14 protein-coding genes are annotated in these 18,828 nt (G+C 70.0%); 3 read left to right on the plus strand and 11 right to left on the minus strand.

Annotated features, from left to right (window positions below; translation table 11 throughout):
* Positions 1-42 precede the first annotated feature (42 nt).
* Together NLX83_RS06715 and NLX83_RS06720 are read left to right on the plus strand one after the other, a co-directional pair.
* Positions 43-1,920, plus strand: coding sequence for a 2-oxoacid:acceptor oxidoreductase subunit alpha (locus NLX83_RS06715; RefSeq protein WP_254233969.1), 1,878 nt, complete (start codon positions 43-45; stop codon positions 1,918-1,920).
* The gene (locus tag NLX83_RS06720; protein ID WP_254233970.1) at positions 1,917-2,990 is read left to right on the plus strand and encodes a 2-oxoacid:ferredoxin oxidoreductase subunit beta; all 1,074 of its coding nucleotides are present in this window, start codon (positions 1,917-1,919) and stop codon (positions 2,988-2,990) included. The genes NLX83_RS06715 and NLX83_RS06720 overlap by 4 nt, the downstream gene beginning before the upstream one ends.
* 60 nt (positions 2,991-3,050) lie before the next feature.
* On the opposite strand, the gene NLX83_RS06725 is transcribed toward NLX83_RS06720, so the two are convergent.
* Entirely contained in the window at positions 3,051-4,643 is a 1,593-nt protein-coding gene (locus tag NLX83_RS06725; protein ID WP_254233971.1) for a hypothetical protein, read from the minus strand.
* A gap of 80 nt (positions 4,644-4,723) precedes the next feature.
* Here NLX83_RS06725 and rarD point away from each other — a divergent pair, with 80 nt between their 5' ends.
* Complete coding sequence (gene rarD / locus NLX83_RS06730; RefSeq protein ID WP_254233972.1) at positions 4,724-5,725, plus strand: EamA family transporter RarD; 1,002 nt, start codon at positions 4,724-4,726, stop codon at positions 5,723-5,725.
* On the opposite strand, the gene NLX83_RS06735 is transcribed toward rarD, so the two are convergent.
* From NLX83_RS06735 to nuoF, 10 genes are all read right to left on the minus strand, one after another.
* Positions 5,726-6,748: a polyprenyl synthetase family protein gene (locus NLX83_RS06735; protein ID WP_374118675.1), complete on the minus strand. Its 1,023-nt coding sequence runs from the start codon at positions 6,746-6,748 to the stop codon at positions 5,726-5,728.
* Positions 6,749-6,911: 163 nt separating this feature from the next.
* Complete coding sequence (gene nuoN / locus NLX83_RS06740; RefSeq protein WP_254236112.1) at positions 6,912-8,465, minus strand: NADH-quinone oxidoreductase subunit NuoN; 1,554 nt, start codon at positions 8,463-8,465, stop codon at positions 6,912-6,914.
* Positions 8,466-8,478: 13 nt separating this feature from the next.
* Positions 8,479-10,065: an NADH-quinone oxidoreductase subunit M gene (locus NLX83_RS06745; RefSeq protein ID WP_254233973.1), complete on the minus strand. Its 1,587-nt coding sequence runs from the start codon at positions 10,063-10,065 to the stop codon at positions 8,479-8,481.
* Positions 10,062-12,020 (minus strand): NADH-quinone oxidoreductase subunit L, encoded by a 1,959-nt coding sequence (gene nuoL / locus NLX83_RS06750; protein ID WP_254233974.1) that lies wholly within the window; start codon positions 12,018-12,020, stop codon positions 10,062-10,064. The genes NLX83_RS06745 and nuoL overlap by 4 nt, the downstream gene beginning before the upstream one ends.
* A gap of 10 nt (positions 12,021-12,030) precedes the next feature.
* Positions 12,031-12,330, minus strand: coding sequence for an NADH-quinone oxidoreductase subunit NuoK (gene nuoK / locus NLX83_RS06755; RefSeq protein WP_030427335.1), 300 nt, complete (start codon positions 12,328-12,330; stop codon positions 12,031-12,033).
* Complete coding sequence (locus tag NLX83_RS06760; protein WP_254233975.1) at positions 12,327-13,160, minus strand: NADH-quinone oxidoreductase subunit J; 834 nt, start codon at positions 13,158-13,160, stop codon at positions 12,327-12,329. The genes nuoK and NLX83_RS06760 overlap by 4 nt, the downstream gene beginning before the upstream one ends.
* Positions 13,157-13,705 carry an NADH-quinone oxidoreductase subunit NuoI gene (gene nuoI / locus NLX83_RS06765; RefSeq protein WP_254233976.1) on the minus strand — a complete coding sequence of 183 codons (549 nt, stop codon included), beginning with the start codon at positions 13,703-13,705 and terminating at the stop codon, positions 13,157-13,159. Before nuoI ends, NLX83_RS06760 begins: the two co-directional genes overlap by 4 nt.
* Positions 13,692-15,068, minus strand: coding sequence for an NADH-quinone oxidoreductase subunit NuoH (gene nuoH / locus NLX83_RS06770; protein WP_254233977.1), 1,377 nt, complete (start codon positions 15,066-15,068; stop codon positions 13,692-13,694). Before nuoH ends, nuoI begins: the two co-directional genes overlap by 14 nt.
* Positions 15,065-17,530, minus strand: coding sequence for an NADH-quinone oxidoreductase subunit G (locus NLX83_RS06775; RefSeq protein ID WP_254233978.1), 2,466 nt, complete (start codon positions 17,528-17,530; stop codon positions 15,065-15,067). The genes nuoH and NLX83_RS06775 overlap by 4 nt, the downstream gene beginning before the upstream one ends.
* A complete protein-coding gene (gene nuoF, locus NLX83_RS06780; RefSeq protein WP_254233979.1) occupies positions 17,527-18,825 on the minus strand; it encodes an NADH-quinone oxidoreductase subunit NuoF in 1,299 nt (432 codons plus the stop codon). Before nuoF ends, NLX83_RS06775 begins: the two co-directional genes overlap by 4 nt.
* Positions 18,826-18,828 lie beyond the last annotated feature (3 nt).

An 18,828-nucleotide genomic window follows, 5' to 3' on the forward strand; every position in this document is an offset into this window, starting at 1 on the left:
CCGCAGGCCCCGCGAACCCTGTGAGAGAGGGACCGCCACCCCATGAGCGTCAGCACCCCGGGACGCGAAACCGAGATCCGCAAGCTCGACCGCGTCGTCATCCGGTTCGCAGGTGACTCCGGCGACGGCATGCAGCTGACCGGTGACCGGTTCACCTCGGAGGCGGCCGCGTTCGGCAACGACCTCGCGACGCTGCCCAACTTCCCGGCGGAGATCCGCGCGCCAGCAGGGACCCTGCCCGGGGTCTCCAGCTTCCAGCTGCACTTCGCCGACTACGACATCCTCACCCCGGGCGACCGGCCCGACGTGCTGGTGGCGATGAACCCCGCGGCGCTCAAGGCGAACATCGCCGACCTCCCGCCCGGCGGCATCCTGATCGTCAACACCGACGAGTTCTCCAAGCGCGCGCTGTCCAAGGTCGGCTACGGCTCCGACCCGCTCGAGGACGGCTCGCTGGAGGAGTTCCAGGTGCACAAGGTCGCGATGGCGACCCTGACCCGCGCCGCGCTGGAGCCGACCGGCCTGTCCAAGAAGGACGCCGAGCGGTCGAAGAACATGTTCGCGCTCGGCCTGCTGTCCTGGATGTACCACCGGCCGACCGAGGGCACCGAGCGCTTCCTGCGGGAGAAGTTCGCCAAGCAGCCCGACATCGCCGAGGCCAACGTGCTGGCCTTCCGCACCGGGTGGAACTACGGCGAGACCACCGAGGCCTTCGCGGTCACCTACGAGGTCGCCCCCGCCAAGCTGAACGCGGGCACCTACCGCCAGATCACCGGCAACACCGCGCTGGCGTACGGGATCGTGGCCGCTGGGCAGCGCTCCGAGCTGCCGGTGTTCCTGGGCACCTACCCGATCACCCCGGCCTCGGACATCCTGCACGAGCTGTCCAAGCACAAGAACTTCGGCGTGACCACCTTCCAGGCGGAGGACGAGATCGCCGCCGTCGGCGCCGCGCTCGGGGCCTCCTACGGCGGGGCGCTCGGCGTCACCACCACCTCGGGGCCGGGCGTCGCGCTGAAGTCGGAGACCATCGGCCTCGCGGTGATGACCGAGCTGCCGCTGCTGGTCGTCGCCGTGCAGCGCGGTGGCCCGTCCACCGGTCTGCCGACCAAGACCGAGCAGGCGGACCTGCTGCAGGCGATGTTCGGCCGCAACGGTGAGGCGCCGCTGCCGGTGATCGCGCCGTCCACCCCGGCGGACTGCTTCGCGGCGGCGCTGGAGGCGGCGAAGATCGCGCTGACCTACCGCACGCCGGTGATGCTGCTCTCCGACGGCTACATCGCCAACGGCTCCGAGCCGTGGCTGATCCCGACCACCGCGGACCTGCCCGACCTCCGGGTGGAGTTCGCCTCCGAACCGAACGCTCCGGACGGCTCCGGCGAGTTCTGGCCGTACGTGCGCGACCCGGAGACGCTGGCCCGCCCGTGGGCGGTGCCGGGCACCAAGGGGCTGGAGCACCGGATCGGCGGCCTGGAGAAGGCCGACGGCAAGGGCAACATCTCCTACGACCCGGACAACCACGACAAGATGGTCCGGCTGCGCCAGGCCAAGATCGACGGCGTCGTGGTCCCGGACATCGAGGTCGAGGACCCGAGCGGCTCAGCCGACGTGCTGGTGCTCGGCTGGGGCTCCACCTACGGTCCGATCGGCGCCGCGTGCCGCCGGGTCCGCAGGCAGGGCATGAAGATCGCGCACGCGCACCTGCGGCACCTCAACCCGTTCCCCGGCAACCTCGGCGAGGTCCTCCGCGGCTACCGCAAGGTCGTCGTGCCGGAGATGAACCTCGGCCAGCTCGCGCTGCTGCTGCGGGCGAAGTACCTGGTGGACGTCATCAGCCGCACCAAGGTCTCCGGGCTGCCGTACAAGGCCGAGGAGCTGCAGGACGTGTTCATCGAGATCGTGCAGGGGGTTCAGGCGTGACCGCGATCGAGCTGGGGCTTCCCACGATCGGTGGCCTCGAAGGCGTTCCCACCACCGACGAGAAGCAGACCGCCAAGGACTACAAGTCCGACCAGGAGGTCCGCTGGTGCCCGGGCTGCGGGGACTACATCATCCTCAACGCGGTGCAGAGCTTCATGCCCGAGCTGGGGCTGAAGCGGGAGAACGTCGTCTTCGTCTCCGGCATCGGCTGCTCCTCGCGGTTCCCGTACTACATGAACACCTACGGCGTGCACTCCATCCACGGGCGCGCCCCGGCCATCGCCACCGGACTGGCGACGGCCCGACCGGACCTGTCGGTGTGGGTGGTCACCGGTGACGGCGACGCGCTGTCCATCGGCGGCAACCACCTGATCCACATGCTGCGCCGCAACGTGAACCTGAAGGTCCTGCTGTTCAACAACCGGATCTACGGGCTCACCAAGGGCCAGTACTCGCCGACCTCCGAGGTCGGCAAGGTCACCAAGTCCACCCCGATGGGCTCGCTCGACCACCCGTTCAACCCGATCTCGCTGGCCATCGGCGCCGAGGCCACGTTCGTGGCGCGGGCGATGGACTCCGACCGCAAGGGCGTCACCGAGGTGCTGCGCGCCGCCGCCCAGCACCGGGGCACCGCGGTGGTGGAGATCTACCAGAACTGCCCGATCTTCAACGACGGCGCGTTCGACGTGCTCAAGGAGCCGGGCGAGCGGGACCGGCGGATCATCCCGCTGACCCACGGCGAGCCGATCCGGTTCGGCGCCGAGGGCGAGTACGGCGTGATCCGCGACCCGAGGACCGGCACGTTCTCGGTGCGCAAGGTCGACGAGGTCGGCGAGGACGCGCTCGTGGTGCACGACGCGACGCTGGAGGACCCGTCCTACGCGTTCGCGCTGTCCCGCCTGGGCGGTCAGGACCTGGAGCACACGGTCACCGGCGTGTTCCGGCAGGTGCAGCGGCCGACCTACGACGACCTGGCCCGTGAGCAGGTCTCGGCGGCCAAGGAGGCCAAGTCGGCCGACCTGGACGCGCTGCTGCGCGGCAAGGACACCTGGACGGTCATCGCGGACTGACCAGCAGTCAGACGATAGGGGCCCCGCTCGGTGCGAGCGGGGCCCCTGTTCGTTGTCGCCTCAGTTCCCGGGGTGGTTGCCGTTCGGCGAGCCCGCGGTGGTGTCGGGCTCCACGACCGGCTCGAACAGCGAGCGGGTGCGGTCCGGCTGCTGCTGCTCCTGGAGCCTGCGGAGTTCGGCCTCGCGCCGGGTCGCCTCGGCGCGCAGGGCCGCGACGCGGTCCGGTTCGGCAGCGGGCTGGGTGGGCTGGGCGTCTGTCCTGGGCTCCTGGGGCCGCGGCTCGGCGTGCGGCTGAGCGACGGTCGGCTGAGCTGGCGAAGGCTGGGCGATCGTGGGCTGGGCCGACGGGGCCTGGGGCTGCGCGGCGGTCGGCTGCACGGAGGTCGGCTGGGCGGACGGAGCCTGGGCCGCGCGCGGCTGGGCGACGGCAGCAGTCGGTTGCGCTGCGGTGGGCTGCGCTGCGGTGGGCTGCGCTGCGGTCGGCTGGGCTGCGGTGGGCTGGGCTGCGGTGGGCTGGGCTGCGGTGGGCTGGGCTGCGTGAGGCTGCACCACCGTGGGCTGGGCCGCAGCGGGCTGAACCGACGTGGGTTGAGCGACCGGCTGAACCGCGGTGGGCTGGGCGGCTGGCTGGACAGCGGTCGGCTGGACAGCGGTGGGCTGCGCCGGGGGCTGAGGAGCCGGTTCCGGCTCGGCGATGCGACCGGCGGCGGAACCCCGGCTGAGGGCCACCTGGCGGGGCGGGGTCTGCGGCTCGGCCAGCTCGCGCTGGGCGTACTCGTTCACCTCGGCGCGCTCGGGCTCGCAGTCGGCGGCGGGGCTCGGCGTCGCGCCCGCGTTCGGGTCGTCCACGTCGACGTCGTCGGGGGCGTCCCCGCCGGGCTTGGCGGAGTCGGGGTAGCCGCCGCGCCACTCCACCCTGGGGATCAGCGTCGTGGGCGTGTGGTCGGCCAGCTCCATCTCCATGGGGTCGACCTCGGGCGGCGCGGTCGGCTGGGCGGAGCGCGGGGCGGCGCTGGGCCGGTGCCGCTCAGCGCGCTCGTCGGTCGCTCCGGCCGCGCGCAGCTCCTGCTGGATGGCGGCCTGGCTGATGCCCATGGGCGGCGTGGTGGCCTCGAAGAACAGCGGCTCGTGCTCCTCGCCCGACGCGGAAGCGGCCTGCTCGGCCTCGCGCTGCCGCTGGAGCTGTTCCAGGTACTCGGTCGGCGCGGGAGGGACCTCGGACAGCGTGGGCGTGGGCTTGCGGAGGTCCACCCGCGCGGTCGGCATGTCGATGCGGGCCGTCTCGTCGCGAACGGGCTCCGGCCGCACGGGCTCGGCGTCGGCGTCAGCGGCCTCGGCGCGGACCTCTTCCGGCTGCACCGGCGGCGCGGGCTCGACGACCTGGGTCGGCACCGGGTCGGCGAAGACGGGGTCGACCAGCTGCTGCTGGACCGGCTCCGGCCGCTTCGGCAGCGGCGGCGCGTTGAACACCGGCGGGCGCGGCGGCGCGTCGGTGCCGGCCTTGGCCTTCGGCAGGTCGGCGCGGGCGAGCTCGTCCTCCAGCTCGACGAGTCTGCGGCGGGCGGGCCGGACGAACAACAGCCAGGTGACCCCGGCTCCGACCAGGAACGCGAGCAGGCTGTACAACCACACCTGCCCGAACAGGTTCGACACCGCCTGGGACCTCCTCACCGTGTGATGAACGCGTCTGTCTCGCTCATCGCGCCCAGCGTAAACTCATTCGGGTGCCATCGATGACCACCTCAGCGGACTCGATGGCCCTTCCACCTTCTCCCAGGCCACCCGGCGCCGCCTCCGGGCTCGTGTTCGGCGTGGGCGCCTACGCGCTGTGGGGTCTCTTCCCGATCTTCTGGCCCCTGCTCGGACCTGCGGATTCAGTGGAGATCCTGGCACATCGCATCGCGTGGACCATGGTGTTCCTGTTCGGCGGGCTGCTGTTGTTCGGCCGCTGGGCGCAGCTGCGTGGCCTGTCGGCGCGCTCCTGGTTGCTGGTGTCCGCGGCGGCGGTGTTGATCGCGATCAACTGGGGCACCTATATCTACGGAGTGTCCTCCGGCCAGGTGACGGAAACCGCGCTCGGTTACTTCATCAACCCGTTGGTGAGCGTGGTGCTCGGGGTCGCGGTGCTGAACGAGCGGCTGCGCCCCGCGCAGTGGAGCGCGGTGGCCATCGCAGCCTTCGCCGTGGTCGTGATGACCATGCAGTCCGAGTCGGTGCCAGTGCTCGCGCTGGTGCTGGCCGCGACCTTCGGGATCTACGGCCTGATCAAGAAGACCGTGCCGATGGATTCGGCGACGAGCCTGACCGCCGAGAGCCTGGTGCTGGGCCCGATCGCCGTGGGCTACCTGGTCTGGCTGGCCGCCGCGGGAACCGGGACGTTCGGGCAGCACGGGTTCTGGCACGCGGTGCTGTTGATCTCCGCTGGCCCGGTGACGATCGTGCCGTTGCTGATGTTCGGCGCCTCGGCGCAGCGGCTGCGGCTGGTGACCCTCGGCGCCCTGCAGTACCTCGCGCCGATCCTGCAGTTCGCGTGGGGGCTGTTCGTCCTGCACGAGCCGATGTCACCGCAGCGCTGGCTCGGCTTCGGGCTGGTCTGGGCGGCCTTGGCGCTGTTCACCGTGGACGGCGCGCTCGCGGCGCACCGGAGCAGGCGCAGGCTGACCCGCTACGAGACGGTCGTGCCCGAGGCGGTCGTCATCGAGGTCCCGGAGGAGCCCGCTCCGACCACCAAGTAGCTACCTGCTGCGGTCCACCACGTAGTCGGCCAGCCCCTCCAGCGCCGTCTTGGCAGGGCACGCGGGCAGGTAGGTCAGCTCGCCCCGGGCCTCGTCGGCGTAGCCGTAGAGGGTCTTCCTGGCCCGTTCGAGCCCTTCCGACTCGCGCAGCAGCTCCAGTGCCTCGGTCACCAGGTCGTCCTCGGTGATCGGGGCGGCCAACAGCTCCCGCAGGCGCTCACCGCGCGGGCCCTGCTCGTCCAGCGCGTAGAGCATCGGCAGCGTCTTCACGCCCTCGCGCAGGTCGGTGCCCGGGGTCTTGCCGGACGCGGACGCGGGCGAGGCGATGTCGATGATGTCGTCGGAGATCTGGAACGCGGTGCCGATGATCTCGCCGTAGCGCTGCAACGCGGCGATCGTCTTCTCGTCGGCGCCGGAGAACATCGCGCCGTAGCGGCCCGCGGTGGCGATCAGCGAACCGGTCTTCTCCGCGATGACCTTCAGGTAGTGCTCAACCAGGTCCTGCCCCGGCTTCGGGCCGACCGTCTCGCGCATCTGGCCGGTGACCAGCTCACCGAACGTCACCGCGATGATCTCCGCGGCCTCCGTGCCGAGGCCCGCCACCAGCTTCGAGGCGTGGGCGAAGAGGAAGTCACCGGTGAGGATCGCGACGGCGTTGTCCCAGCGGGCGTTGGCGCTGACGGCGCCGCGGCGCATCGTGGCCTCGTCCATCACGTCGTCGTGGTACAGCGTCGCGAGGTGGATCAGCTCCACCACGGCGGCCGCGGTCACCACCTCGTCCTTGTTCGCGTCGCCGAAGTTGGCCGCGAGCAGGGTGAACAGCGGGCGGATGCGCTTGCCCCCCGCCTCGACGAGGTGCAGCGAAGCCTCGGTGACGAACTCGAAGTCGCTCTGCACGACGGTGTGCAGCAGCCGTTCCACCCGTTCCAGGCCGGCCTGTACCGACTCGGCGAGCCCGGCGTCGGTCAGCACCGAACTGGCGTCCCGGTCCCGGCCGAGGCGGGCGTGCTCACTCGTGGTCACAACCGAAGCCTACGTAGCGCGGCCGGACACGTGGCACCCACGGGCACATAACGGGGTATGACTTCCCCAACACGGGCGAAACAACCAGGGAAATCGCATGAAAAAGCCCGCGGACGAACAGGCGTCCACGGGCCTTTCCAGGTATCCGGCTAGGAGGCTGCCACTAGGAGACGAAAGCCCCCACGACCGACCAGTCCAGCACCGCCGAGGGGAACACCCCGAGCAGGATGGTCACCGCGACGCCGAGCGCGATGGTGATGGTGGTGGGCACGCCCGGCAGGCTCACCGTCGGGCCGTCCTCCTCCGGCTCGCGCATGTACATCAGCACGATGATCCGCAGGTAGAAGAACGCGGCGACGGCGCTGGCCAGCAGCGCGATCACCACCAGCGGGGCCATCCCGTCGGCCAGCGCGGCCGAGAACACCACGAACTTGCCGACGAAGCCGCTGGTGAACGGGATACCGGCGAGGGCGAGCAACAGCACCGTGAAGATGCCGGCCACCACCGGGGAGCGCTTGGCCAGACCGGCCCAGGAGCTGATCTGCGTGGCCTCCCCGTTCGCGTCGCGGACCAGGCTGATCACCGCGAACACCGACAGCGTGGTGAAGCCGTAGGTGAGCAGGTAGAACAGCGTGGCGGCGCGGCCCTCGTCGGTCAGCGCGATCGACCCGATCAGCAGGAAGCCCGCGTGCGCCACCGAGGAGTAGGCGACCATCCGCTTGATGTCGGTCTGGGTCAGGCCCAGGATCGCGCCGATCAGCATCGAGACGATGGCGACGCCCCAGAGCACACCGCGCCACTCCCAGCTGGTCGCCTCGAAGGCCACCGAGAACACCCGCAGGATGCCGCCGAAGGCCGCGACCTTGGTGCACGCGCCCATGAAGGCGGTGACCGGGGTCGGGGCGCCCTGGTAGACGTCCGGGGACCAGGTGTGGAACGGGCCGACGGCGGCCTTGAACAGCAGGCCGACCACGAGCAGGCCGATACCGGCGAACAGCAGCGTGTCGGAGCGGTCGGAGCCACCGGCCGCCGCGGCGATCGCGGAGAGCTTGATCGACCCCGCGTAGCCGTAGAGCAGCGCCAGTCCGTAGAGGAAGAACGCCGAGGCGAAGGCGCCGAGCAGGAAGTACTTGACCGCCGCCTCCTGCGAGATGAGGCGGCGACGGCGGGCGAGGCCGCACATCAGGTACAGCGGCAGGCTCAGCACCTCGAGGGCGATGAACATGGTCAGCAGGTCGTTGGACGCCGTGAAGACCATCATCCCGCCGAGCGAGAACAGCGCCAGCGGGAAGACCTCGGTCTGCATGACCGTGGTGGCCTGCGCGCGGTCCTGGATGGTGCCGGGCCGGATCGCGGCGTCGGCGGCGAAGGCACCACCGGGCTCGACCCTGCGGTCGGCCATCAGGAACACCGAGCCGAGGCCGAGGATCAGCAGCGTCGCCCAGAGGAACAGGGCGGGCTTGTCCACGGCCAGGGCGCCGGCGAGCGTGGTGACCCCGGTCGCCGGGGCGTCACCGAGGTAGGCCAGCAGCGCGGCACCGGCGCCCACGAGCGTGAGCACGCTGAGCCCGAACTGGGCGGCCCAGCGCGCCGAACGCGGCAGGAACGCCTCGAACAGCACGGAGACGCAGGCGGCGCCGAGCACGATCAGGATCGGCGCGATCGCTGGGAAGTCCAGGTCGGGCACTTGGACCTGCTCGACCTGAGCGAGGAGCATCGGGACGTTCACGTCACTTGTCGCCTTCCTGCGCGACGACCGGGTCGGTCACGCCGGCCTCGGTCATCGTCGCCGTGACGGACGGGGTGATCACGTCCAGGACCGGCTTCGGGTAGACGCCGAGGCCGATGATCAGTGCCACCAGGGGGGCCAGCACGATCAGCTCGCGGCGGGAGAGGTCGGCGATCTTGGACTTGAAGGTGTCCGACTCCGGGTCGGTCGCCGAACCCGGGCCGCCTGCCAGGCCGACCAGCGCGGTCCCGCGCACCGGGCCCTGCATGATCTGCTGGTAGGCCCGCAGCACGTACAGCGCGGCGAGCACCATGCCGACCGAGGCCAGGATGGTGAACACCGGCTCGTTCGGGAACGACCCGACCAGCACCAGGAACTCGCTCACGAAGGAGTTCGTGCCCGGTAGCGCCAGCGAGGACAGACCGGCCACCAGGAACAGCCCGCCCAGCACCGGGGTCAGCTTGGCCATGCCGCCGTAGTCGGCGAACTGCCTGGAGCCGCCGCGCGCCATCACCATGCCGACGACCAGGAAGAGCATGCCGGTGGAGATGCCGTGGTTGACCATGTACAGCACCGAGCCGGAGATCGACTGGCTGCTGAAGGCGAAGATGCCCAGCGCGATGAAGCCGAAGTGGGCGATCGAGGTGAACGCCACGAACCGCTTCATATCGCTCTGGCCGAAGGCCAGGAACGCGCCGTAGAGGATGCCGATCACGGCGAGCACCAGTACCAGCGGCGCGAGCTGCTTGCTGGCCTCGGGGAATAGCGAGAGGCCGTAGCGCAGGAAGCCGAAGGTGCCGACCTTGTCCAGCACGCCGACGAGCAGCACACCGACGCCGACCGGCGCCTCGGCGGCCGAGTCCGGCAGCCAGGTGTGCAGCGGGACCAGCGGCGCCTTGATGGCGAAGGCCACGAAGAAGCCGAGGAACAGCCAGAACTGCGCGGTCGGCGAGAGATCCTTGGAGATCTCCGCCAGCTTCGCCCACTCGAACGTGCCCTTGCCGAGCACGTCCGCGCTGGTCACGTACACGCCGATGACCGAAGCGAGCATGATCAGCCCGCCGAGCAGCGAGTACAGGAAGAACTTCATCGCCGCGTAGGTCCTGCGCGGTCCGCCGAAGCGGCCGATCAGGAAGTACGCCGGGATGAGCATCGCCTCGAAGAAGACGTAGAACAGGAAGACGTCCGTGGCGGCGAAGACGCCGACCATGAAGGTCTCCATCACCAGGATCAGCGAGAGGAAACCGCCGAGGGTGCGGCCCTCCGGCAGCTTCTCCTCCCAGGAAGCGCCGATCACGATCGGCACCAGGAAGGCGATCAGCGCGATCATCACCAGGGCGATGCCGTCCACGCCAAGCGCGAAGTTGACCCCGAACTGCGGGATCCACTCCACCGAGCTGGTCAGCTGCAGCCGGGCGCCGTTCGCGTCGAAGGCGATCCAGGCGAACACCGCGAGGACCAGCTCTCCGAGGGAGAAGCCGAGCGCCGCCAGCTTGGCGAGCTTGTCGTTGTTGCGCAGCAGCGCGACGACAACGCCACCGACCAGCGGCAGGAAAAGGAGTGCTGGCAACAGGAACGCGCCACTCATGCGAACCTCACCACCAGCATGGCCGCGATCACGAGGACCGAACCTCCAAGCATGCTCAGGGCGTAGGAGCGGACGAACCCGGTCTGGGTCCGCCGCAGCACGCTGGAGCCGCCGCCGAGCACCGTCGCGGTGCCGGTGACGATCCCGTCGACGCCCTTGTTGTCCACCACCAGGAAGGCCCTGGTGAGCAGCAGGCTCGGCTTGACGACGAGCCAGTCGTTCAGCGCGTTGGTGTACAGGTCGGCGCGGGCCGCCCGCACGGGCCAGGACGCTGCGGGCCGCTCGACCGGGACGCGGACCGACTTGCGGCCGAAGATCAGCCAGGCGACGAGCGCGCCGAGCGCGGACAGCGCCACCGTCAGCAGCGGCACCACCGCGTGCGGGATCACGCCGTGCTCAGCGACCTGGAGCTTGCCGAGCGAGGGGGCCAGCCAGCCGGACAGCAGGCCGCCGTTGCTGAGCAGGAAGCCCGCGAACACCGAACCGAAGGCCAGGATGATCATCGGGACGGTCATCGACTTCGGCGACTCGTGCGGGTCGTAGGCCCTGCCGTCCGCGGACTTCAGGTTCTCCCAGCGCTTCTCGCCGAAGAAGACCAGCAGCATCAGGCGGGTCATGTAGAAGGCCGTCAGCGCCGCGCCGAACACCGCCGCACCGCCGAAGACCCAGCCGCGCCAGCCCTCCTGGCCGAAGGCCGCCTCGATGATGGCGTCCTTGGAGTAGTAGCCGGACAGGAACGGGAAGCCGATCAGCGCCAGGTAGCCGAGGCCCCAGGTGACGAAGGTGATCGGCATCTTCCTGGCGAGGCCGCCCATCCGCCGGATGTCGCCCTCGTCGTTCATCCCGTGCATCACCGAACCGGCGCCGAGGAACAGCCCGGCCTTGAAGAAGCCGTGGGTGAGCAGGTGCATGATGCCCAGCGCGTAGCCGAACGGGCCGAGGCCCACCGCGAGGACCATGTAGCCGATCTGGCTGACCGTGGAGTACGCCAGGACCTTCTTGAAGTCGTCGTAGGCGCAGCCGATCACGCACCCGATCAGCAGCGTCAGCGCGCCGATGATCGTGACGACCAGGCGGCCGTCCGGGGTGAGGTCGTAGATCGGGTTGGACCGGGCGATCAGGTAGACACCGGCGGTGACCATGGTCGCGGCGTGGATGAGGGCGGAGACCGGGGTCGGGCCCTCCATCGCGTCCGGGAGCCACGCCTGCAGCGGGAACTGGCCGGACTTGCCGCAGGCGCCGAGCAGCAGCATCAGCGCGATCGCCAGGACCACACCGCCGGAGAGCTCCCCGGCCCGCTCGAAGACCTCGGTGTACTGGGTGGTGCCCAGGTTGGCGAACATCAGGAAGATCGCCACCGCCAGGCCGATGTCACCGACCCGGTTCATCAGGAACGCCTTCTTGGCCGCCTCCGCCGCGGACGGCTTGTGCTGCCAGAAGGAGATCAGCAGGTAGGAGGCGAGACCGACGCCCTCCCAGCCCAGGTACAGCGTCACGAAGCTGTTGCCCAGCACCAGGATCAGCATGGCGCCGACGAACAGGTTCAGGTGGCCGAAGAACTTCCGCCGGTTCTCGTCGTGGCTCATGTAGCCGATCGAGTAGATGTGGATCAGCGAGCCCACACCGGTGATCAGCAGCACGAACGTGACCGACAGCGGGTCGAGCCGGAGGCCGAAGTCGACCTTGAGCGCCTCGACCGGGATCCACGAGAACAGGCTGACCTCGCGGGTCCGCTGTTCGGGGTCGAGCCCGAGGACGGAGAAGAACAGCGCGAGGCCGTAGCCGAACGCCGCGATCACCGTCGCGCTGCCGAGCAGGTGGCCCCACCGGTCGGTGCGGCGCCCGCCGATCAGCAGGATCGCCGCACCGAGCAGGGGCAGGGCCACCAGCAGCCACGCGTACTGCGCGATGCCGTCGACCGGGCCGAGCTCGGCAGCCAGATAAGTACTCGTCACCTCTGGCCCCTCAGTACTTCAGCAGGTTCGCGTCGTCGACCGAGGCCGAGCGGCGCGTCCGGAAGATGGACATGATGATCGCGAGTCCGACCACGACCTCCGCGGCGGCGACGACCATCACGAAGAACGCCATCACCTGGCCGTCGAGACCGCCGTTGATCCTGGCGAAGGTGACCAGCGTCAGGTTCACCGCGTTGAGCATCAGCTCCACGCACATGAAGACCACGATGGCGTTGCGCCGGACCAGCACGCCGACCGCGCCGATGGTGAACAGCAGCGCCGACAGCAGCAGGTAGTAGGTGGGGGTCACCTGTCGCCCTCCTTACCGGTGAGTGCGTGCGCGTCGGGACCGGGGACGGTGCCCGCGACCTCGGCGACGTCGGACTCCAGGGTCTTGCGGGAGGTGGCCTCGATGAGCTCGGAGACCGACTCCGGGGCGACCGAGCCGTCCGGCAGCAGCGCGGGCGTGGCCACCGAGTTGGCGGTGGCGAAGACGCCGGGGCCGGGCAGCGGCGACGGGCGGTCGTGCTCGCCGCGCAGGCGCATCTCGACCATCTCGCGCTGGGTCTTGCGCTCGGTGTGCCTGCGGTCGACGAAGGCCAGCACCATGGCGCCGAGCGCCGCGGTGATCAGCAGCGCCGAGGTCAGCTCGAACGGGAAGACGTAGTCGGTGAAGACCGCGCGCCCGATGTTGCCGACGTTGCCGCCGTTGGTGGTGTTCGCCTCGACCAGGCCGCGGGCGGGCACGTCGGTGAGCGCCCTGGCCAGCGCGGTGACCATCAGGACACCGAAGCCGAGGCCGAACACGGCCGCGGCGAAGCGCTGCCCGCGCAGCACCTCGACCACCGAGTCCGACGCGTCCCTGCCGACCATCATCAGCACGAACAGGAACAGCATCATGATCGCGCCGGTGTAGACGATGATCTGCACGAACCCGAGGAACGGGGCCTGCTGGACCATGTACATCACACCGAGGCCGAGCATGGTCAGCACCAGCCACAGCGCGGAGTGCACCGCGTTGCGGGAGAACAGCATGCCGAGCCCACCGGCGAGGGCGAGCGGGCCGAGGATCCAGAACGCGACGGCCTCGCCCGTGGTGACCTCGCCGCCGGTCTGGGCGAGCAGAAGCGCGGTGTTCACGCCTTGGCCCCCTCGCCGCTGTCGGTGGACGGCTGCTGGCGGGCCAGCGCCGGACCGTTGACGTAGTAGTCGGTCTCGTTCTCACCGAGGCGCATCGGGTGCGGCGGCTGCTCCATACCGGGCAGCAGCGGCGCCAGCAGCTGTTCCTTGGTGAAGATCAGGTTCTGCCTGCTGTCGTCGGCCAGCTCGTACTCGTTGGTCATGGTGAGCGAGCGGGTCGGGCAGGCCTCGATGCACAGGCCGCAGCCGATGCACCGGAGGTAGTTGATCTGGTAGTCCATGCCGTAGCGCTCACCGGGCGAGAAGCGCGCGTCCTCGGTGTTGTCGCCACCCTCGACGAAGATCGCGTCCGCCGGGCAGGCCCACGCGCACAGCTCGCAGCCGACGCACTTCTCCAGCCCGTCCGGGTGCCGGTTGAGCTGGTGCCGACCGTGGTAGCGCGGCGCCGTGACCTTCTTGACCTCGGGGTACTCCTCGGTGACGACCTTCTTGAACATGGTTCCGAAGGTCACGCCGAAGCCCTTGACGGGATCAAGAATCCCCATCGCTGGCCTCCTTGTTATTGCCCTTGGCCGACTCGGAGTCGCTGCCCGCGGGGGTGGCGTCGGGAACGTTCGGGGAGTGCTGCTTGCCGGTGATCTCACCGCTGGAGCCCGCGCCGACCGAGGCCTCCACCGGGACGGCGGCCTTGCGCTTGGGCGGTTTGGGCACGCTCAGGTCCAGCGGCGGCACCGGGAACCCGCTGTGCGCCATGGGGATCTGCGGCCCGTCGTCGACCTGGCGGTCCGGGATGAGGAAGGCCACGACCAGCATCACCACCAGCAGGCCGCCGCCGATCATCAGCACCTGCTGCGGGGTGACGCCCTGGTTGCGGATGGTCTTGATGGTCGCGACCGCGACGATCCAGGCCAGGCTCACCGGCACCAGGAGCTTCCAGCCCAGCTTCATGAACTGGTCGTAGCGGTAGCGCGGCAGCGTGCCGCGCAGCCAGATGAAGCCGAACAGGAAGGCCAGCGTCTTGACCAGGAACCAGACCAGGCCCAGCCAGCCGTCATCGATCCACGGCACCATCGTCGCCAGCCCGAAGGGCGCGTGCCAGCCGCCGAGGAACAGCGTGGTCGCCAGCGCCGAGACGGTGACCATGTTGATGTACTCGGCGAGGAAGAACAGCGCGAACTTCAGCGAGGAGTACTCGGTGTGGAAGCCACCGACCAGCTCCGACTCGGCCTCGGGGAGGTCGAAGGGGGCGCGGTTGGTCTCGCCGACCATGGAGATCACGTAGATCACGAAGCTGAGCGGCAGCAGCACCGCGAACCAGCCGTTGGCGTGCTGCGCGTCCACGATGCCCGCGGTGGACATCGTGCCGGAGTACATGATCACCGCGACGATGGACAGGCCCATCGCGATCTCGTAGGAGATCACCTGCGCGGCCGAGCGCAGCGACCCGAGCAGCGGGTACGGCGAGCCGGAGGACCAGCCCGCGAGCACGATGCCGTAGACGCCGAGCGAGGAGCAGGCCAGCACCACGAGCACGCCGACCGGCAGGTCGACCAGCTGGAGCGCGGTCTGGTGGCCGAAGAGGCTGACCTCGCCGCCGAGCGGGATGACCGAGAACGCCAGGAAGGCGGGCACGCAGGAGATCACCGGGGCCAGGAAGAACACCCACTTGTCGGCCAGTACCGGCCGGATGTCCTCCTTGAACGCCAGCTTCAGGCCGTCCGCGAGGGACTGCAGCCAGCCGCCGGGGCCGACCCGGTTCGGGCCGGGGCGCTGCTGCATCCGCCCGACGACCTTGCGCTCCCAGTTGATCATGAACAGGGTGAGCAGGACGAGCAGGGCGAAGATCCCGACGACCTTGATGATGGTGATCCAGATCGGATCGTCCGCGAGGAGTTCTGGAGTGCTCACGCGTTCCCTCCGTCAGCAACCGTCACGGTCACGACCGCGCCGTGGCCCGCGCCGAGGGTGCGGCGCACGGTGGACGACCCGGAGTTGCTGGGCAGCCACACCACGCCGTCTGGCAGGTCGGCGACCGCGAGCGGCAACGTGATCGCGCCGCGCTCGGTGCGCACCGTGACCTCCGTGCCGTCACTGGCGCCGAGCTTGGCCGCGGACTCGGCCGACAGCCGGGCGACCGCGGGACGCGCGGTCCCGGCCAGGTTCGGTTCGCCGTCCTGGCCCCGACCGTTGTCCAGCATCCGGGTCCAGCTGGCCAGCACCATCTGACCGCCATCGGCCCGGGAGGCGCCGTTGCTGGCAACGCTGGGCGCGGCGGGCCGGGCACCCCGGTACTCACCGAGGCGCGCCAGGTCACCGGCGGCAGCGGCCGGGGTCTGGGTGAACAGGTCCGCGTCCATCTCCACCGCGAGGGTGTCCAGGACCCGGCAGTCCGGCACCACGTTCGGCACCTCAAGACCCGGCTCGAAGGACCGGCGACGGCCCTCCCAGTTCAGGTAGCTGCCACCGCGCTCGACGGCCGCGGCCACCGGCAGCACCACATCGGCGCGCGCGGTCACCGCGGACTCGCGGAGTTCAAGGGAGACAAGGAAACCGACCCGGTCCAGCACCTTCTCCGCGAGCGCCGGGTCCGGCAGGTCCTCGGGGTCAACGCCACCGACGACCAGCGCCGACAGGTCGCCGATCAGGGCGGCGTTGAGGATGCCGTCCAGATCGCGACCGGGCGCGGTGGGCAGCGCGCCGGACTCCAGGCCCCAGGCCAGCTCGACCTCGGCGCGGGCGGCGGCGTCGGCCACCGGGCGGCCGCCCGGCAGCAGCGTCGGCACCGCGCCGACCTCGACCGCACCCCGCTCACCGGCGCGACGCGGGATCCAGGCCAGCTTGGCGCCGGTGGTCTCGGCGAGCCGGGTGACCGCGGAGAACAGGCCGGGGATCTCGGCGGCGCGGACGCCGACCAGGATCACCGCGTTGTCCGAGCCGAGCGCCTCGCGGATGTCGGCACCGTCGGCGTGCGTGCCGAGCGCGTCGACCGCGGCGGCCTCCGCACCGGGGGTGCACGCCAGCAGCTGGCCGAAGCTCTTGCGCACGCTGGAGGTCGTGTACTGGCCCAGGTGGAAGACCTTGGTCTTGTTGTTCCTGGCGGCCTTGCGCAGCCGCAGGAACAGGATTCCGGCCTCCTCCTCGGGCTCCAGAGCCACGCACAGCACGGCCGGAGCCCGCTCGATGCCCTGGTAGGTCACGCCGTTCTCCGGCGTGGTGCCCACGACGCGCGCCGCGAGGAAGTCCAGCTCCTCCGAGGAGTGCGGGCGCGACCGGAAGTCGATGTCGTTGGTGCGCAAGGCGACCCGGGCGAACTTCGAGTACGCGTAGGCGTCCTCGACGGTCAGCCTGCCGCCGGGCAGCACACCGACGCCGCCGTTGTCGCGGGCCTTGGCCAGCCCCTCGGCCGCGACGCGCAGCGCCTCGGTCCAGGAGGACTCCTTCAGCTCACCGGACTCCGCGTCGCGCACCAGCGGGCGGGTGATCCGGTCCGGCTGGGTGGCGTAGGTGAAGGCGAAGCGGCCCTTGTCGCACAGCCACTCCTCGTTCACCTCCGGGTCCTCACCGGCGAGGCGGCGCTGCACCTTGCCGCGGCGGGTGTCCACGCGGGTCGCGCAACCGCCGGCGCAGTGCTCGCACACACCCGGCTTGGAGACCAGGTCGAACGGGCGGGAGCGGAAGCGGTACGCGGCGCTGGTGAGCGCGCCGACCGGGCAGATCTGGATGGTGTTGCCGGAGAAGTAGCTCTGGAACGGCTTGTCGTCCGCGACACCGATCTGCTGCATCGCGCCGCGCTCGAGCAGATCGATGAACGGGTCACCGGCGATCTGCTCGGAGAAGCGGGTGCAGCGCTGGCAGAGCACGCAGCGCTCGCGGTCCAACAGGACCTGGGTGGAGATCGCGACCGGCTTGGCGAAGGTCCGCTTCTTCTCCTCGAAGCGCGACTCCGACCGACCGTGCTTGAGCGCCTGGTTCTGCAGGGGGCACTCGCCGCCCTTGTCGCAGATCGGGCAGTCCAGCGGGTGGTTGATGAGCAGAAGCTCCATCACGCCCTGCTGCGCCTTGTCGGCGACGGGCGAGGTGAGCTGCGTCTTGACCACCATGCCGTCGGCGACGGTCATCGTGCAGGACGCCTGCGGCTTCGGCATGGGTCTGCCGCCCATCTCCACCTCGACCAGGCACTGGCGGCACGCGCCTGCCGGTTCGAGGAGGGGGTGGTCGCAGAACCGCGGGATCACGGTGCCGAGGCGCTCTGCGGTGCGGATGAGCAGTTCGCCCTTGGGCGCCACCACATCCACGCCGTCGATCGTCAGGCGCACGTGGCCTTCGGGCACCGGCGGCAGGTCCTGGTTCTTCTCAGGAGCCACGGTCATGAGCTTGCTCCCGCCAGCTCGGGCTGCGCCGCCGCGTTCTGCTGGCACAGCTCAAGGAACTCGTGCTTGAAGTACTTGATGGCACTGGTGATCGGGCTCGTCGCACCGTCGCCGAGCGCGCAGAAGGACCGGCCGAGGATGTTGTCGCAGATGTCGAGCAACGTCTCGATGTCCGAGGGCGAGCCCTCGCCGCGCACCATGCGCTGCAGGATCTGCGTCAGCCAGAACGTGCCCTCGCGGCAGGGCGTGCACTTGCCGCAGGACTCGTGCTTGTAGAACTCGGTCCACTTCATGACGGCCCACGGCACGGACACGGTCTCGTTGAAGATCTGCAGAGCCGTGGTGCCCAGCATCGAGCCCGCCTGCGCGCAGCCCTCGAAGTCCAGCGGGACGTCGAGGTGCTCGGCGGTGAACATCGGCGTCGACGATCCGCCCGGCGTCCAGAACTTCAGCGGGATGCCGTCCTTCATGCCGCCCGCCATGTCGAGCAGCTCGCGCAGCGTGACGCCCATCGGGGCCTCGTACTGGCCGGGCTTCTCCACATGGCCGGAGAGCGAGAAGATCTTCGGGCCCGGGGACTTCTCCCGCCCCATCGCGCGGAACCAGTCGGAGCCGCCGTTGACGATGTAGGGAACCGAGGCGATGGTCTCGACGTTGTTCACCACGGTGGGCGAGGCGTAGAGGCCGGCGGTCGCGGGGAAGGGGGGCTTCAACCGGGGCTGGCCGCGACGCCCTTCGAGGGAGTCCAGCAGCGCCGTCTCCTCACCGCAGATGTACGCGCCCGCACCCGCGTGGATGACGAGGTCGAGGTCGAAGCCCGTTCCGAGGATGTTCTTGCCGAGGTACCCGGCGGCGTAGGCCTCCTGGACCGCGGCGTTGAGGCGGCGGATGCAGTGCAGGACCTCACCGCGCACGTAGATCGCGCAGAAGTTCGCGCGGATCGCGTACGAGGTGATGATGCAGCCCTCGATCAGCGAGTGCGGGTCCGCCATCATCAGCGGGATGTCCTTGCAGGTGCCCGGCTCGCCCTCGTCGGCGTTGATCACGAGGTAGTGCGGCTTGCCGTCGTTCTGCGGGATGAAGCTCCACTTGAGGCCGGTCGGGAAGCCCGCGCCGCCGCGGCCGCGCAGGCCGGACGCCTTGACCAGCTCGATCAGCTGGTCCGGGTGGGCCTTGAGCGCCTTGGGGAGTGCGCTGTAGCCCTCCAGCTGCTCGTAGGTGTGCCGGGTCCAGGAGTTCGGCGACAGCCAGCGCTTGGTCAGCACCGGTGTCAGCACGTGGTTGTTCTCCGTCATCAC

The sequence above is a fragment of the Allokutzneria sp. A3M-2-11 16 genome (assembly GCF_024213555.1).
Lineage (GTDB): Bacteria > Actinomycetota > Actinomycetes > Mycobacteriales > Pseudonocardiaceae > Allokutzneria.

Coding starts and splice junctions, on each gene's coding strand:
- NLX83_RS06775 (WP_254233978.1), bottom strand. CDS start 17,530: ATGACCGTGGCTCCTGAGAAGAACCAGGACCTGCCGCCGGTGCCCGAA.
- NLX83_RS06745 (WP_254233973.1), bottom strand. CDS start 10,065: ATGAGTGGCGCGTTCCTGTTGCCAGCACTCCTTTTCCTGCCGCTGGTC.
- rarD (WP_254233972.1), top strand. CDS start 4,724: ATGACCACCTCAGCGGACTCGATGGCCCTTCCACCTTCTCCCAGGCCA.
- NLX83_RS06715 (WP_254233969.1), top strand. CDS start 43: ATGAGCGTCAGCACCCCGGGACGCGAAACCGAGATCCGCAAGCTCGAC.
- nuoF (WP_254233979.1), bottom strand. CDS start 18,825: ATGACGGAGAACAACCACGTGCTGACACCGGTGCTGACCAAGCGCTGG.
- nuoN (WP_254236112.1), bottom strand. CDS start 8,465: ATGCTCCTCGCTCAGGTCGAGCAGGTCCAAGTGCCCGACCTGGACTTC.
- nuoI (WP_254233976.1), bottom strand. CDS start 13,705: ATGGGGATTCTTGATCCCGTCAAGGGCTTCGGCGTGACCTTCGGAACC.